Origin of the sequence: Achromobacter xylosoxidans A8 (assembly GCF_000165835.1) — a bacterium.
Taxonomy (GTDB): Bacteria; Pseudomonadota; Gammaproteobacteria; order Burkholderiales; family Burkholderiaceae_B; genus Achromobacter; species Achromobacter xylosoxidans_B.
Map to the genome: position 1 here is coordinate 5,638,604 of NC_014640.1, position 15,044 is coordinate 5,653,647.

The 15,044-nt window shown below is 67.6% G+C and carries 16 protein-coding genes; 5 read left to right on the forward strand and 11 right to left on the reverse strand.

All coding sequences use genetic code 11. The features are described 5' to 3' along the window. Positions 1 to 12: 12 nt before the first annotated feature. Entirely contained in the window at positions 13 to 1,263 is a 1,251-nt protein-coding gene (gene kynU / locus AXYL_RS26055) for a kynureninase (RefSeq protein ID WP_013395866.1), read from the reverse strand. Between the two features lie 138 nt (positions 1,264 to 1,401). On the opposite strand from kynU, the gene AXYL_RS26060 reads away from it, so the two are divergent. Further along, a complete protein-coding gene (locus AXYL_RS26060) occupies positions 1,402 to 1,875 on the forward strand; it encodes an Lrp/AsnC family transcriptional regulator (protein WP_013395867.1) in 474 nt (157 codons plus the stop codon). Between the two features lie 72 nt (positions 1,876 to 1,947). Here the strand turns inward: AXYL_RS26060 and trhA are convergent, their stop codons facing one another. Both trhA and AXYL_RS26070 read right to left on the reverse strand, forming a co-directional pair. After that, the gene (gene trhA / locus AXYL_RS26065) at positions 1,948 to 2,577 is read right to left on the reverse strand and encodes a PAQR family membrane homeostasis protein TrhA (protein ID WP_013395868.1); all 630 of its coding nucleotides are present in this window, start codon (positions 2,575 to 2,577) and stop codon (positions 1,948 to 1,950) included. Positions 2,578 to 2,662: 85 nt separating this feature from the next. Beyond that, positions 2,663 to 3,748 carry a P1 family peptidase gene (locus AXYL_RS26070; RefSeq protein WP_013395869.1) on the reverse strand — a complete coding sequence of 362 codons (1,086 nt, stop codon included), beginning with the start codon at positions 3,746 to 3,748 and terminating at the stop codon, positions 2,663 to 2,665. A 194-nt stretch (positions 3,749 to 3,942) separates the two neighbouring features. Between AXYL_RS26070 and AXYL_RS26075 the strand changes: the two genes are divergently transcribed. The 3 genes from AXYL_RS26075 to AXYL_RS26085 all read left to right on the forward strand — a co-directional run bounded on the left by AXYL_RS26075 (position 3,943) and on the right by AXYL_RS26085 (position 6,242). Continuing rightward, positions 3,943 to 4,725, forward strand: a complete 783-nt coding sequence (locus AXYL_RS26075; RefSeq protein ID WP_013395870.1) for an amino acid ABC transporter substrate-binding protein — start codon at positions 3,943 to 3,945, stop codon at positions 4,723 to 4,725. Between the two features lie 84 nt (positions 4,726 to 4,809). Further along, the gene (locus tag AXYL_RS26080) at positions 4,810 to 5,490 is read left to right on the forward strand and encodes an ABC transporter permease subunit (RefSeq protein ID WP_041656162.1); all 681 of its coding nucleotides are present in this window, start codon (positions 4,810 to 4,812) and stop codon (positions 5,488 to 5,490) included. Beyond that, a complete protein-coding gene (locus tag AXYL_RS26085; RefSeq protein ID WP_013395872.1) occupies positions 5,487 to 6,242 on the forward strand; it encodes an amino acid ABC transporter ATP-binding protein in 756 nt (251 codons plus the stop codon). The genes AXYL_RS26080 and AXYL_RS26085 overlap by 4 nt, the downstream gene beginning before the upstream one ends. A 39-nt stretch (positions 6,243 to 6,281) precedes the next feature. Here the strand turns inward: AXYL_RS26085 and AXYL_RS26090 are convergent, their stop codons facing one another. From AXYL_RS26090 to AXYL_RS26120, 7 genes are all read right to left on the reverse strand, one after another. Continuing rightward, entirely contained in the window at positions 6,282 to 6,821 is a 540-nt protein-coding gene (locus tag AXYL_RS26090) for a hypothetical protein (RefSeq protein WP_013395873.1), read from the reverse strand. A gap of 114 nt (positions 6,822 to 6,935) precedes the next feature. After that, positions 6,936 to 9,095 (reverse strand): TonB-dependent receptor, encoded by a 2,160-nt coding sequence (locus tag AXYL_RS26095; protein WP_013395874.1) that lies wholly within the window; start codon positions 9,093 to 9,095, stop codon positions 6,936 to 6,938. Between the two features lie 55 nt (positions 9,096 to 9,150). Next, positions 9,151 to 9,801: a hypothetical protein gene (locus AXYL_RS26100; RefSeq protein ID WP_013395875.1), complete on the reverse strand. Its 651-nt coding sequence runs from the start codon at positions 9,799 to 9,801 to the stop codon at positions 9,151 to 9,153. Then, a complete protein-coding gene (locus AXYL_RS26105; protein ID WP_013395876.1) occupies positions 9,798 to 10,403 on the reverse strand; it encodes a hypothetical protein in 606 nt (201 codons plus the stop codon). Before AXYL_RS26105 ends, AXYL_RS26100 begins: the two co-directional genes overlap by 4 nt. A 3-nt stretch (positions 10,404 to 10,406) precedes the next feature. Then, positions 10,407 to 11,144, reverse strand: a complete 738-nt coding sequence (locus AXYL_RS26110; RefSeq protein WP_013395877.1) for an ABC transporter ATP-binding protein — start codon at positions 11,142 to 11,144, stop codon at positions 10,407 to 10,409. Then, a complete protein-coding gene (locus AXYL_RS26115; RefSeq protein WP_080551096.1) occupies positions 11,137 to 12,222 on the reverse strand; it encodes a FecCD family ABC transporter permease in 1,086 nt (361 codons plus the stop codon). The genes AXYL_RS26110 and AXYL_RS26115 overlap by 8 nt, the downstream gene beginning before the upstream one ends. After that, complete coding sequence (locus AXYL_RS26120; RefSeq protein ID WP_013395879.1) at positions 12,206 to 13,276, reverse strand: ABC transporter substrate-binding protein; 1,071 nt, start codon at positions 13,274 to 13,276, stop codon at positions 12,206 to 12,208. The genes AXYL_RS26115 and AXYL_RS26120 overlap by 17 nt, the downstream gene beginning before the upstream one ends. A 112-nt stretch (positions 13,277 to 13,388) precedes the next feature. On the opposite strand from AXYL_RS26120, the gene AXYL_RS26125 reads away from it, so the two are divergent. Next, complete coding sequence (locus AXYL_RS26125; protein WP_148260634.1) at positions 13,389 to 14,084, forward strand: Crp/Fnr family transcriptional regulator; 696 nt, start codon at positions 13,389 to 13,391, stop codon at positions 14,082 to 14,084. Positions 14,085 to 14,111: 27 nt separating this feature from the next. Here the strand turns inward: AXYL_RS26125 and AXYL_RS26130 are convergent, their stop codons facing one another. Next, positions 14,112 to 14,795 carry a M23 family metallopeptidase gene (locus AXYL_RS26130; RefSeq protein ID WP_041654282.1) on the reverse strand — a complete coding sequence of 228 codons (684 nt, stop codon included), beginning with the start codon at positions 14,793 to 14,795 and terminating at the stop codon, positions 14,112 to 14,114. Between the last annotated feature and the right edge of the window lie 249 nt (positions 14,796 to 15,044).

Genomic DNA, 15,044 nt, shown 5'->3' on the forward strand with positions numbered 1-15,044 from the left:
GCGTCGCGGCGCTCAGGTCACGGCGGCGCGGTGCTTGAATTCCGGTTTGTCCCAGGAACGCGTGTCCAGCACGTCCTTCAGGATGTCGACGGCGTCCCATACGTCGGCGTAGCCGAAGTACAGCGGCGTCAGGCCAAAGCGCAGCACCTCGGGCTCGCGGTAGTCGCCGATCACGCCGCGCGCGATCAGCGCCTGCATCACCTCGAAGCCGTTGGGATGGCGGAAGCTGACGTGGCTGCCGCGGTCGGCGTGCTTGCGCGGCGTCACCAGCGTAAGGGGGTGCTCGGCGCAGCGTTCTTCGACCAACGCGATGAACAGGTCGCCCAAAGCCAGCGACTTCTTGCGCACCTCGGCCATGTCAGCGGCATGCGCCACGTCCAGACCGCATTCCACCAGCGACAGCGACACGATGGGTTGGGTGCCGCACAGATAGCGGCGCACGCCGCCCGCCGGCTCGTAGGCCACGGCCATGTCGAACGGCCGCGTGTGGCCCCACCAGCCGGACAGCGGCTGCCAGAAATCCTTGGTGTGGCGCGGCGCCACCCAGATGAAGGCGGGCGAGCCCGGGCCGCCGTTCAGGTACTTATAGGTGCAGCCCACGGCGAAGTCGGCGTTGGCGCCGTTCAGGTCCACCGGCACCGCGCCCGCGGCGTGCGCCAGGTCCCAGATGGCCAGCGCGCCGCGCTCGTGCGCCAGCGCGGTCACAGCGGCCATGTCGTGCATCTGGCCGCTGCGGTAGTTCACGTGCGACAGCAGCATCACCGCCACGGACTCGTCCAGCGCCTTTTCCAGGGGCAGTTCGTCGTCGATCAGGCGCATTTCGTAGCCCTGCTGCAGCAGGTCGATCATGCCCTGGATCATGTAGAGATCGGTGGGAAAGTTGTCGCGTTCGGACAGGATGACACGGCGCTGGGGGTGCTGATGCTGCTGGATGCGCAGGGCGGCGGCCAGCGCCTTGAAGATGTTCAGCGAGGTCGTGTCGGTCACGACCAGCTCGCCTTCGCGCGCGCCCAGCAGGCGGCCCAGCTTGTCGCCCAGGCGGGCGGGCAGTTCGAACCAGCCGGCGGTGTTCCAGCTGCGGATCAGGCCCGTGCCCCATTCCTGGCCGATCACGGCGGCGGCGCGGGCGGCGGCGTCCTTGGGCAGCACGCCCAGGGAATTGCCGTCCATGTAGAGCACGCCGGGCGGCAGGTCGAAACGGTCTTTGAGGGGCGCCAGGGGATCCTGGCGGTCGGCATTGACGCAGGCGTCGCGGGTGTTCATTTTCTGCTCCAAGAGGCTATATTCTGGGTACATACTATCAGCGCGATCGGGCTGATAAATTGCAAAATCAGGCGCGGAATACCCTAGGTTTCCGCATTGGATTGCACGTAGTCCGTATTTTTGGAATTTGATTGCACCATGCAGATCGACGCCATAGACCAGCGCATTCTTTACCGGCTGCAGGAAGACGGCCACCTCAGCAACCAGGACTTGGCCGAGCAGGTGGCGCTGTCGCCCTCGGCCTGCCTGCGGCGGGTGCGCGCCCTGGAGGAAAGCGGACTGATCCGCAACTATCGCGCCGTGCTGGACGCGGAAAAGCTGGGTTTCGAGCTGGAGGCCATCGTCCATGTGTCGCTGGACCAGTCGCGCCCGGGCTGGCACGAGGAGTTTCTGGCCGGCATCGCGCTGCATGATGAGATCACCGAGGCCAGCATCGTGACCGGCGCGTCCAACTACATCCTGACAGTCAGCACGCGCAATCTGAAGGCGTTCTCACTGTTCGTCGAAGACAAGCTAAGCAAGATCCCGGGCGTGCGGAATCTGTCCTCGCATATCGTCATGCGCAAAGTGAAGAACCGCGGCGGCATGCTGCCGCTGGCAAGCTGGCGCTAGACCGGCAGCGCCGGCTCGCCAGCGCGGGCATCGGCCCAGGCCTGGATTTACAGGCGCCGGAAACGGCCCGGATCAGGCCGGACTCAGCCTCAGGAAGCCGAACACCGTCACGAAGTGGCAGGCCGTGCCGCCCATGACGAACAGGTGCCAGATGCCGTGGGCATGCGGCCAGCGCTGGTCATTGGCGTAGAACAGGGTGCCGGCGGTATAAATCGCCGCGCCCGCCAGCAGCCAGGCGAGCCCGGCCGCGGACAAGGCGCCCGCTATCGGCGCTGCAAACATCACGCCCAGCCAGCCCATCGCCAGATACAGCGGCAGGGCCGGCGCCGCGCCGCGCGCCCACCACAGTTCGCGGCTGATGCCGACCGCGGCCAGCGCCCAGATCGCCACGCCCATGGCCGCGCCCCAGCCGTGCTCCACCGGCCCGTAGGCCAGCGGCGTGTAGGTGCCGGCGATCAGCAGGTAGATCGCGCAATGGTCGGCCTTGGCCCACAGCGCCTTGCGGCGGCCGCGGGTGCAATGGAACAGCACCGACGAGGCATAGACCGCGATCATCGACGCGGCGAACACGGCGCAGGCAACGACCTGCCGCGTGTCCACCTTCAGTTCGGCGGCGCGGGCGATCAGCGCGCCCGAGGCGGCCACGGCGAGCGCCAGGCCGGCCAGGTGCGTCGCGCCGTTGAATCGTTCGCCCTTGTACATGCACGCCCTCCGCCCGCCGGCCATGCGCCGGCGCCACCCATGATGGCCCGGTTGTGTGACAGGCCGAGGTCAGGGCGGCATGGCGTCAGGCGACGAAGTCCACCGCCGCCGGATAGCCTTCCAGCGCGCGCGCCGAGAGAATGGCGCGCTGCACCGCGATCGCCATGGCCTCGGCCGCCATCACGCCCAACAGCATCACGTTGCCCGGCTTGCCGGACGTGCCGGTGCCCAGCGCAAAGATGGTGTCGCCGTCCAGCATGGTGTGGATGGGATTGATGGTGCGGGCCAGGCCGTCATGCGCCATGCCGGCGATCTTCTGTGCCTGCGCCTTGGTCAGCTTGGCGTCCGTCGCGACCAGGCCGATGGTGGTGGCGGTGCCCGGCCGCATGGACTTGGGCAGGTCGCCCGCGAGGATGGCGGCTCGGGTATCCAGCAGCATCTTGCCGTCAGAGGTGCGCGCGCCGGCCAGGATGCGTCCGGTAGCCGGGTCCACCACGTCGCCCACCGCATTGACCGCGACGATGGCGCCCACGGTCACGCCCGCCACGGTCAGCGAGGCGCTGCCGATGCCGCCCTTCATGGCGCGCTTGGGGCCGTACAGCTTACCCACCGTCGCTCCGGCTCCGGCGCCCACGTTGCCCTCCTGCGGCGCGGCGTCGGTGGCCGACTTGCAGGCCTGGTAGCCCGCGGCCGCGTCCGGCCGGATCGAGGCGTCGCCCACCCCCAGGTCGAACAGGATGGCCGAGGGCACGATGGGCACATGCGCCACGCCCACGTCGAAGCCGATCTTCTTTTCTTCCAGATAGCGCATGACGCCCGAGGCCGCGTCCAGGCCAAAGGCGCTGCCGCCGGACAGCACCACCGCGTGCACTTTTTCGACCATGTTCACGGGATTGAGCAGGTCGGTTTCCCGTGTGCCGGGCGCCGCGCCGCGCACGTCGACCCCGGCGGTCGCGCCAGCCTCGGCGATGATGACGGTACAGCCCGTCGGGCGACGCGTGTCGGTGTAGTGCCCCACCCGCAGCCCCGCCACTTGCGTGATGCTGCCGCTGCCCGGCATCAGCCGCGTACCGTCCGCGGCCTGGGCGGGCATTGCGCTTGCCGCCGCCGCGCCTGCGGCCGCCATCATGAAAGCCCGCCTGTTCCATTGCTGTTCCACACCGCTCTCCATCGAAGTCCTGCCTGGATGAACCCCGGTCGCCGGGCGCCGGGGCATGGGTATCGCCATATGACTTGCAGCTATATTTTTACTATTCCTTATGCTTTGTGGAAAAATAGACGCGTTGTTAGAGTGCGGCTACGCCGGAGGGCATTGCAGGCACGGATGCTCTCCACCGAGATATCTGCCATCCGTGGAGCACCGCCATGAAACTCTTCCGTACGCTGTTCGTCGCCGGCCTGGTCCAGGTCGCCGCCTTGTCCGCGGCCCACGCCCAATCCGGACTGGACCAGATCAAATCCGCCGGCGTTTTCAAGATCGGCACCGAAGGCACCTACGCCCCCTTCACTTTCCACGACGCATCCGGGCAGCTTACCGGGTTTGACGTGGACATCGGCCGCGCCATCGCCGAACGCCTGGGCGTCAAGGCGCAATTCGTCGAAGGCAAGTGGGACGGCCTGATCGCCGGCCTGGACGCCAAGCGCTACGACGCGGTGATCAACCAGGTCGGCATCACCGACGCGCGCCGCGCCAAATACGATTTTTCCGATCCCTACATCTCGTCGGCCGCGGTGCTGATCGTGCGCGACGACAACACCAGCATCAAGTCCTTCGACGACCTGAAGGGCAAGAAGTCCGCCAACACGCTGACCAGCAACTTCGGCAAGCTGGCGCAACAGCACGGCGCGGAAGTGATCGCGGTGCAGGGCTTCAATGAAGCCATCGACCTGCTGACCTCGGGCCGGGTCGAGGCCACGGTGAACGACAACCTGTCGTTCCTGGACTTCAAGAAGCAGAAGCCCAATGCCAAGGTAAAGATCGCCGCCACCGACAAGACCGCCGAATTCAGCAATTCGGGCGTGCTGATCCGCAAGGGCAACCCCGAGCTGCAGGCCGCCATCAACAAGGCGCTGGCCGACATCAAGGCGGACGGCACCTACAAGACCATCTCGGTCAAGTACTTCGGCACGGACCTGTCGGCGCAATAAGCGAGCGGAGCGCACATGACGCTACCCCCCTGGCTGCAATCCGTCCTGCCCGACTGGCTGCTGGCGCAACTCGGCAACTGGGCGGTGCCGGCCTGGGTGCAGCTGATGCTGGACTCGTTCTGGCCGCTGCTGCACGCGGGGCTGATGTTCACGGTCCCGCTGACGTTGATGTCGTTCGCGCTGGGCCTGGCGCTGGCCTTCGTGGTGGCGCTGATCCGCCTGTTCGGCCCCGCGCCGCTGGTGGCCCTGGTGCGCTTCTACGTCTGGCTGATCCGCGGCACGCCGTTGCTGGTGCAGCTGTTCGTGATCTTCTACGGCCTGCCCAGCGTCGGCATCGTGCTGGACCCGCTGCCCGCCGCGCTGATCGGCTTCACCCTCAACGTCGGCGCGTACAACTCGGAAGTGATACGCGGCGCCATCGAGTCCATCACCAAGGGCCAGTGGGAAGCGGCCTATTCGCTGAGCATGACGCGGGCGCAGGCGCTGCGCCGGACCATCCTGCCGCAGGCGGCGCGGGTGGCGGTGCCGCCCCTGTCCAACTCCTTCATCGCGCTGGTCAAGGACACCTCGCTGGCGGCGGTGCTGACCGTGCCCGAGATCTTCCAGGCCGCGCAGCGCATCGCCGCCGTCACCTATGAACCGCTGATCCTGTACACCGAGGCGGCGCTGATCTACCTGGTGTTCAGCTCCGTCCTGTCCGCCGCGCAGGTCCGCCTGGAACGGCGCTTCGGCCAGCATGCGGTCTTTAACGAGAAAAACCGATGATCCGCCTGGAAAAGATAGAGAAGGCGTTCGGCGGCAATCCCGTGCTCAAGCAGGTGGATGTGAGCATCGCCGAAGGCAGCGTCACCGCCCTGATCGGTCCGTCCGGCAGCGGCAAAAGCACCCTGCTGCGCTGCGTGAACCTGCTGGAAGTTCCCGACCGCGGCACGCTGGAGATCGGGCCGGAAACGGTGCAATTCGAGCCCGGGCACAAGCTCTCGCGCGATCAGGTCCAGCGCGTGCGCAAGCAGACCGGCATGGTGTTCCAGAACTTCCAGCTATTCCCGCACCAGACCGTCATCGGCAACGTCATGGAAGGGCTGCTGACGGTACAGAAGTGGCCGCAGGACCGCGCGCGCGCCCGCGCCGAGGAACTGCTGCGCAAGGTCGGCATGCTGGAAAAGCGCGACGCCTGGCCCGCCAACCTGTCGGGCGGCCAGCAGCAGCGCGTGGCCATCGCCCGCGCGCTGGCGCCCGCGCCGCGCGTACTGTTGTGCGACGAGCCGACCTCGGCGCTGGACCCTGGCCTGGCGGCCGAAGTGGTGGACGTGCTGCGCCAGCTTGCAGCCGAAGGCATGACCATGCTGATGGCCACCCATGACCTGCGCCTGGCGGCCAGCGTGTCGCGCGAGGTGGTGTTCCTGCTGGACGGCACGGTGGTCGAATCCGGTGATTCGCGCACCCTGTTCAGCCAGCCGGCGGACCCGCGCACGGCCGCGTTCATTTCAACCTTGACGCAGGAAGCGGCGCTGTAGGACGGCGGAAGTCCCGCCCGGCCCGCCGCCCGTGCCGCCTCAGTTTTCGCTGTCCGTCACGACATAATCGAACAACGATTCCGGTTCGGCGACGACGACCCGCGCAGCGATGTCGCGCCGCAGCTGGGCGTGGACGCGCTGCGCGTCCGGCGCCGGATTACCGAGCAAATCAAAGAATTCCGGCGGCAGCACGCCGGGGCGCAGCACGCCCTGGACGCTGCGCGCGCCGCGGCGCAGATGGAAGCTGTACGACTTGTCCGCGCTGCGGCTGTAGCGCGCTTCGGGCAGCGTCAGGTCCACCGTGTAGCAGCCGCGCGTGACGGCGCGCGTGACGAATTCGAACGCGTCGCGCACGCCCGGGCCGGGATGCCCGCTGACGACGGACAACTCCTTGCGCGGCGCCGGCACGCCGTCTTGCTCCAGCTTCGGCAACGCGCCGCGCAGGCCCTGGAAGGTCAGCGCCAGCATGGCCAGCGCCCCATGGCCGTGATAGGCCTGGACGGCGTCGAAACAGATGGGCAGCGGCCCCTCCTCGGCCGTCACGGTCAAGGAGGAAGCGCGTTGTTCGGGGGTAGTCATGGAATATCTCCGTGTCGTGCGCGGTCACGGACCGCCGCCATGGCGGCCCGCTGGCGCAAAGATGGGTCTAGGGTTGAAGGACGCGCCAGGGCGCGCCCAGGTGGGCTGGCGAATTCAGAAGCGCGTGCGCAGCGTCAGGCTGAAGCTGCGGCCGGGTTCCAGCAGCGGATTCAGATCGGTCATGGCATAGGCCACGTTGGATGAGGTCGCCGCCGTGCGGTAGGCGCGGTCGAACAGGTTGTTCACGCCCAGCACGACCTGCGTATTGCCGGCCTGCGGCAGCCCCAGGCGATCCAGCTGGAACTGGGCGTACAGGTTCACGACACCGAAGCCCGCAGCCGGATATTCGGTGCGCTCGGCGTAGCGGCTCTGGCCCTTGGCCCACTGCAGTTCGCCGCTGAGCGCATAGGCTTCGTTGGGGCTCATGTATTGCACGCCCAGCAGGCCGCTGAAGGGCGCGATCGATTGCAGCGGCGTGTCCGTCGTGCGGTTGGTGCCGTGCAGGTAGCTGGCGTTGCCGTACAGATTGACCTCGCGGCTCAGCTGCCAGCGCCAATCCAGCTCCAGTCCCTGGATCCGCGCCCGGCCGACGTTGCGGCGCTGCGTGGCGGGCAGGCCCTCATAAGAGGTGGTGACGTTCTCCAGGAAGTCGCTGTAGTTGCTGCGGAAGGCGGTCAGGCCGACAGTGGCCTGCTCAAAGTGCAGCCGGGTGCCGGCTTCCACGGTGACGCCGCGTTCCGGCTTCAGGCCGGGGTTCGGAATGGTGTAGCTGGTTCCGGTATAGCCGCTGCTGAACATTTCCGAGGTCCACGGCATGCGGAACGAGCTGCCCACGCTGCCCAGCAATTCGACCACCTCGGTAGCGCGGTAGGCCAGCCCCAGGCTGCCGGTGGTGGCGGTTTCGGTGCTGTTCTGCGCGGCGCGGAACGCGGGCAGCAGATTGGGCGAGGGCAAGGGCTCCAGCCCCACGTCGGACTTGAACCAGTCGAAGCGGCCGCCTGCCGTAACGGTCCATTTCGGCGCGGGCTTCCATTCCGTGGTCAGGAATGCGCCGACGTTGGTCTGGTACTGGTCAGGGCCCGTCTTGGCATAGGACGTGCTGGTGGTCGTGGTGGTGCCGTTGGGGCGGCGCACGGTGATGTCGCTGCGCGATTCTGATCCGGGACGGCGTTCGTGCATGAAGTCCAGGCCGAAGGTCGTGTTGGTGTCGGCCCAGGGCACCGTTGCCGCAACGTTGCCGCCCCACACCACCGGCCCGATCACATTGCTGCGCGCATCCACCACGCGCGCCGGATTGGTCTGGTTGTGCGTGGCCATGACGGTGCCGAACTCGTTCACATAGACGCTGGCCTTGAGCGCGCTGATGACGCCATCGAACTCGCCGCTGTAGGCCAGCCTGCCCTGCTTGACCTTGAGCGGGTCGCGGCGGCTGTAGCTCAAGGGATATTGCGGCACCGTGCCGGCCGCGCCGTCCTTCACATAGGCCACGCGCGCGCTGGCCTCGATGCGCTGGCGCGCGTCGGGCATATAGCCCAGCACGATGCCGCCGCCCGCGCCGCGGAAGTCGCTGTTGGGCACTTCGCCCGCCGCGCTGTCGTAATTGCTGGCGCGGCGTCCGGTGGCGTAGACGCGCAGGTCGAAGCCGTCGCCGGCGCCTTCCAGCGCCACATTGCTCTGCACGCCATCGCCGTTGGTGTTGTACGTGACCGAGGCTTCGCCGCCATTCAACCCGAAGGGCTGGCTCAGATTGCCATGCGCCCGCTTGGTGACGAAGTTGACCAGTCCGCCCAGGCCGTCGCTGCCGAAACGCGAGGAGTTCGGCCCGCGCACCACCTCGACCTGTTCGATCTCGGTCGGGCTGATGAGCATGAACTGCAAGGTGTTGCGGCCGCGGAAGCGGTCGCCGTCGATGAACATCGGCACCCGCATGTCGTTGGTATTGAGTCCGCGCAGGAACAGCGTGCCGGCGATGCCGCCGCTACGGCTGACGGTGGCGTTGGGCACGCGGCCCAGCAGGTCCAGCGTGCTCATCGTGTTCAGCCGATCGATGTCCTGGCTGTCGACCACGCTGACGGCTTGCGTGACGTTATGATCGATCGAGGCGGCGGGCGGCGTGGCCCCCATGGGTCGCAGGCGGCCGTCATCGGGCTGGCCGTCGGCCGTGACCTGGATCGACGGCAATTGCGGTACGTCGGCCGCGGCGCTGGGCGCGGCGATGGCGGCGGTCAGCAGTCCGGCGCCGACCAAGGGGGCATAAAGATAGGAGCGTTGCATACATGCACACAAGAGAGGGGGCAAAATCGGAATGGGCGCGGCGGTCCGCGCCTCGTCAGGCGGGAGGCAGGTCTTGATCGATGGCCGGCGTGGAATCCCTCAGCCAGGGCAGGAAGCCGCGCAGGAACCGGCTGGAAGCGGGCATGAAGTAGCTGCCGTGGTGATACATCGGGTCCAGCGAGGTCACGATCAGGCGACCCGGCGTGCTGTGCCTGTCCTCGTACAGCACCGATCCAGCGCCGGCCTTGTCGATCAAGGACAGCGCGCCTGGCGGCGGTTCGAAGGAGCCGTGCTGGTGCCAGGTAGCGTCGGCCAGCGTCAGGGTGCTGAACAGCGGATGCGCGGGCGCCGCCAGGCGCAGGCCGGAATCGGCGCCCGGCTCTTTCCACCACCAGAAATTCACTTCGGACGGGGTCCAGCGCACGCCGTCCAGCCAGCGCTCGGAATGGGTTTCGCCCATGGCGACCAGGGTCTTGCCGGCGGCCAGGAAGCGGCGCCAGAGATCGCGGTGCGGTACCAGCAGATCCGGATTGCTGCGGCACGACACGATCAGCGCGTCGCAGCCCCGCAGCGCGGCCTCGTCCAGGTCGCGGAGGTATATCGTCCGGTCGATGTGAGGCATCAGCTCCGGCGTACGGAAGGTGCGATGGTGGTAGTAGGTGCCGGCGTCCAGCGCCGCGATCACGGGGGTGCGTCCTGCGGTCATGCCGCGTCTCCGTGCAGCCAGTCGAACAGTTGGGGAACGATGCGGCCGGCGCTGTCGGCGCTGCCGGCGTACATCCACAGGTCATTGCCGGAATGGACCAGCAGGCGTCCGCCTCCTGGCAGGGCCAGGACCCAGTCGATGGGCTGGGCATCGGGACCCAGCGTGTTGAGTACCTGCGCGCCGTCCGGCGCGGGATTGCCGCCGCGCGCATAGAAACCCGCCACGCCGCGCCGGAACGTCAGGTGTTCGGGGTCCACGCCGTCGAACACCGGATGGGACGCTGCACGCTGCACCCGCAGGCCCGCGATGCCTGCGCCGGATCCCGGCACGAAGGGCGCCAGCCAGCGCAGGAAGGGATAGGCGACATGGCCGTTGAAGACCAGCGTGCCGCCCGCTTCCAGATAGGCTTCCAGGAGCGCGCTGTGCTCCAGCAAGTAGCGCTGGTCGGTGTGCGCCGGGACCAACAGCGCGCGGTAGCCGGAAAGATCGCGTTCATGCAGCTGATACAGCGGCAGGCAGGCGGCGCGCGGCGCGGCGCCGCCAGTCAGCGCGGCAGGGCCGTCACCGGTCCAGTTGTTCAGGTAGGCAATGGTGTTTTTCATGGTTCAACGGAAAACAGGGATCACGCCCAGGATGTCGCCGGCTTCGCCGCGCAAGGTGGCCACGCGCACCGGCAGGCCGTACAGGCGGCTCAGGCGTTCGTCGACGCACATGGCGGAGGTCGGACCGGTTTCGCAGACATCGGCATGCATGAGCAGGGTCTGGTCGGCGATGTGCTGCGCGTGCTGCGGCTGGTGCGTGGTGAAGACCACGGCCAGGCCCTGTTCGCGCGCCAGCCGGCGCAGCAACGACAGGACCACGTCCTGATTGCGCAGGTCCAGGGCGGCCGCGGGCTCGTCCAGGATGATCATGGGACTGGCGCTGGCCATGGCGCGCGCGATGCAGGCCAGTTGCTGTTCGCCGCCGCTCAAGGCGTGGAAGGGACGGTCCGCCAGATGCGCCAAGCCAACTTCGCCCAGACATTCGCGGGCGATGCGCCAGTCGTGCGCGCCGGGCGATGCGTACCAGCGCAGATGGCGCGCGCGGCCCATGCTGACCATGGTCAGCACGTCATAGGCATAGAGCGTGTCGCTGCGCTGGGGCACATAGGCAGCGTGGCCCTGCAGACGGACGCTGCCCGCGGCAGGCGCGTTCAGTCCGAGAATGGTGCGCAGCAGCGTGGTCTTGCCGCGCCCGTTCGGTCCCAGCACCGCCAGGATCTGTCCGGCGGACAGGCTTAGCGACAGATCGCTCAAGAGGCGGCGGCCGCCGGCCTGCACGGCCAATTGCTTCAGCTCAAGCATGCTGCGCTCCCCCGCGCTGGGCGCGGCGCAACAGCCATGCGAACAGCGGCGCGCCGATCAGCGCGGTAATCACGCCCAGCGGAATCTCGGCGCTGGTGGCGCTGCGGGCCACGGTATCGACCCACACCATGTAGGTGCCGCCTATCAGGGCGCTGGCGGGCAGCAGCACCCGGTGGTCGGGACCGACCAGCATGCGCGCGATGTGCGGCACCACCAGCCCTACCCAACCCACGGTGCCCGATACGGCCACGCTGGCCGAGACCACCAGCGTGGCGCAGCCCAGCAGCAGCCAGCGCAAGGGCTCGACGGCAATGCCCATGGCGCTGGCCTGCTCGTCGCCCAGCGACAGCACATTGATGCGGAAGCGCAGCGCGTACAGCAGCGCCATGCCGGCCACGACGGGCGGCACGGCCGCCGCCAGCTTGGTATAGGTTGCGGTGGCGAAACTGCCCATCAGCCAGAACACGATGGCCGGCAGGCTGTCATTCGGATCGGCGAAGTAGGTGGTCAGCGAGATCAGCGCGGAAAAAAAGGCGCTGGTCACCACGCCCGCCAGCACCAGCATCAGAATGGTCGTGCGGCCGTTGGCGCGGCTCAGCAGATAGACGATGGCCACCGCCAGCAAGCCGCCGGCGAACGCCAGGCCCAGCGTCGCCCACAGCGACGAGAACAGCAGGATCGCCGCGCAGCCGCCAAATGCGGCGCCCGAGGAAATGCCCAGGATCTGCGGACCGACCAGCGGATTGCGAAAGGCGCCCTGCAACGCCGCACCGCACATGGCCAGGCTGGATCCTGCGAGCACCGCCAGCAGCACCCGCGGCAAGCGCACCTGCAAGACCACGCGATGCTCCGTGGCGCTGACCGACGGCAGCCAGGCCGCCAAACCGTCCGGCAAGGCGAGCCCGGCCAGGACGCTGGACACCTGCGACAGCGCGAGCGGATAGCGGCCGACGCAGAGCGCCGCCAGCACGGAAAGCGGCAGCGCCAGCGCCATCAGCAGCCACGGCCACGACCATGCGCCCTGGCGCGTGGGCACCGCCCTGCCCGGCGCGCGCGCCGTTTCAACGGAAGCGTTCATAGCCCGCGGCCCCTTGATTCATTTTCAGGCGCAGCACCGCGTCGATCTCGTCCGCGCCCGGCTGATAGCCATAGAGTTCGCCGTAGGCCCGGGCGATGTTGTCCCGCAAGGGCCAGGAGAATTTTTCCGGATGCAGCAGCAGGCTCAGCCACTGCCAATACAAGGGCGATTCCTGGCTGGGGGGATCCCACAGATAGCCGCCCAGCGGCACCTTGTAGACGCGGCGTTCGCGCACGGCGGGTATGTCGGCGAACAGCGGGTCGCGGTACAAGGTTTCCGGCGTCAACCCCGGTTCAAAGTTGTTCAGCAGGATCACCTCGGGCGCCCAGGCCATGATCTGTTCGATGTTCACGGTCTGGCCGCTGGCAATGGATGCGGAGACGTTGCGTCCGCCCGCCAGCGTGATGTCATCCTCGAAGCTGGTGTTGCCGCCCGCGGCGCGCAGCTGCGGCGCATGGCGCGACAGGTACAGCACGCCTGGCCGCTGGCCGGCCGGGATGGCATCCGTGACGGCGCGGATCTCCGCCCGCACTTGATCGCGCCAGCGCAACTGCGCTTGCGCGCGGGCCTCCTGGCCCAGCGACAGGCCGATCAGGCGTATCCATTCGCGGGTGCGGTCCTCGGTGCCGTACACCAGCGCCGCGGTCGGCAGCCCGGCATTGCGCAGGGGTGCGAGCAGGTCGTCGCCCATATGCCCCCATTGCCACACCAGGTCGGGCTGCATCTGCAGCAGCGTTTCCACATTGGGCACGAAACCGGAACGGGTGATGTCCGTGCGCACCGCCGCCGTGGCCGGGAAGATCCGCGCCAGCAACCCGTCCTTCATCAGGCCGTAGGCGCTGGGATGCATGCCAGCCAGGTGCTCCGCGCCCCCGTCCAGCGAGATCAACAGCGATCCGGCGGGCATGGGCAGGGTCACCGCGCGCTGCGTCGGGGCGGGCAGGCTGACGGCATTGCCCAGCATGTCCTTGAACACGATGGGCGTCGCGCCGGCGGCGGACGACAAGAGAGCGCCTGCCGCCACGGCGGCGCGGAAATACGCTGAGAAAGTCATGTGGGAGCTGGTTGCGCCGCTCGGCCCCGCCGTTGGCGACGGTCCGCGCAGTGGTACGATCACAAATAAGAATCAATCGCATTAATTTTATTGGCCCAGCCCCCCAGACCAAATGACTATTGTCAATTCACGATCCGCGCCCTTGATGGCGGCGCTGCGCCAGCACCCGTGGTTCGATGGCGTCGGCGATACCGCCCTGCTCGCCCTGGCGGAGCGCAGCCGCTGGCTGGAGTTCGGCGCGGGCGATACGATTTTTTCGGAAGGCCAGGCGGCTTCCTCCTGCCTGCTGGTGTGTGCGGGATCGCTGCAAGGCTTGCGCTACACCGCGGATGGCGGCGACAAGGTATTCGGCCATGTCGGCCCGGGCGGCTGGCTATCGGTGTCCTCGCTGTTCGAGGCCGCGCCGCGCCATCTGCACAGCGTGCGCGCACGCACCGACGGCAACGGCTGCCTGCTCAATGGCGAGGCCTTCCGCCAGCTCTGCCTGAACGACGCGCGCTTCGCCTGCCGCGTCATGGCGCACAGTGCCAACCTGATCCGTCATCACACGGACCAGATCGATTGGCTGACGTCGAGTTCGGCGGAAGAGCGCCTGGCTGAGTACATCCTGCGCGCGGGCAAGCCGCAGGGCAGCCAGCCCGTGGTGCTGCCGCTGAGCCATTCGCAGATTGCGGTCAAGCTGGGCATGCGCGCCGAAACGTTGAGCAGGATATTCGCCAAATGGCGGCGCCAGGGCTATATCTCGGACCGGCGCGGCGAGCTATGCATCCTGAAGCTGGATTCGCTCAAGCAGCTGGTGCATATCTAGCATCTACGGCACAGAGGGCCATGCGACTTACTTCGGCGGCAAGGATCCCGCCGGATCGACCGCCTGGCCGTCGTAGCGCAATTCGAAGTACAGGCCGATCTGCTTGCTATCGCTATTGCCCATTTCGGCAATCTTCTGGCCCTGGCTGACGCGCTGCCCTTCCTTGACCAGCAGCTTGCTGTTGTGCGCGTAGATGCTCAGAAAACTGGCGTTGTGCTTGACGATGACCAGATGGCCGTAGCCGCGCAGGCCGCTGCCGGAATAGGCCACGGTGCCTTGCGCCGCGGCCACCACCGGCGTGCCCGATGAGTTGCTGATGACGATGCCATTTGAGCCCGAGCCATCGTAGCCGCGCGTGACCTTGCCTTGGGCGGGCCAGACCAGCGAGATCGCGCCCGGCGGAGCGGTGCGGCGCTTGGCGGTCGAGGTCGACGACTTGGGCGAAGGCGCGGGCTTGCCGCGCGCCTTGCTGGGCGCGGTGGAGGTGCTGGCCTGCCCGGCCGGCGACTGGACCCGCAGCAATTGCCCGACCTCGATGGAATTGGAATTCGACAGATTGTTCCAGCGCACCAGATTGCTCACGCTGGTGCCCTGCTTGCGCGCGATCTGGGTCAGCGTGTCGCCCGATTGCACGCGGTAGTAGCCGGGCTGGACCTTGGTGGTGCCGCAGGCGCTCAGCAACGTCAACAGCGCGACCGCCAGGACGCACAACCAGCGGCGGGCGGACGGGCCTGTCCAGCCCCCGCTGGCGGGCGCTGCGGCTGTGGATGAAACGGAAACGGGCAAGGCCGGAGCGGACAAGGAGAGCACTGAAACCTGGGGCACTGAGGTGGAGTATCGGGATCTGAGTGCGTTCAAGGGTACCAAGATTTTGGCGGATTGGTGTGGCGCGAGCGCTTCGCGGGCCGGCGCGGAGCGTGTATAACCCGCAGATCGGGGCGAACGGTTTTCGCCGTGGAT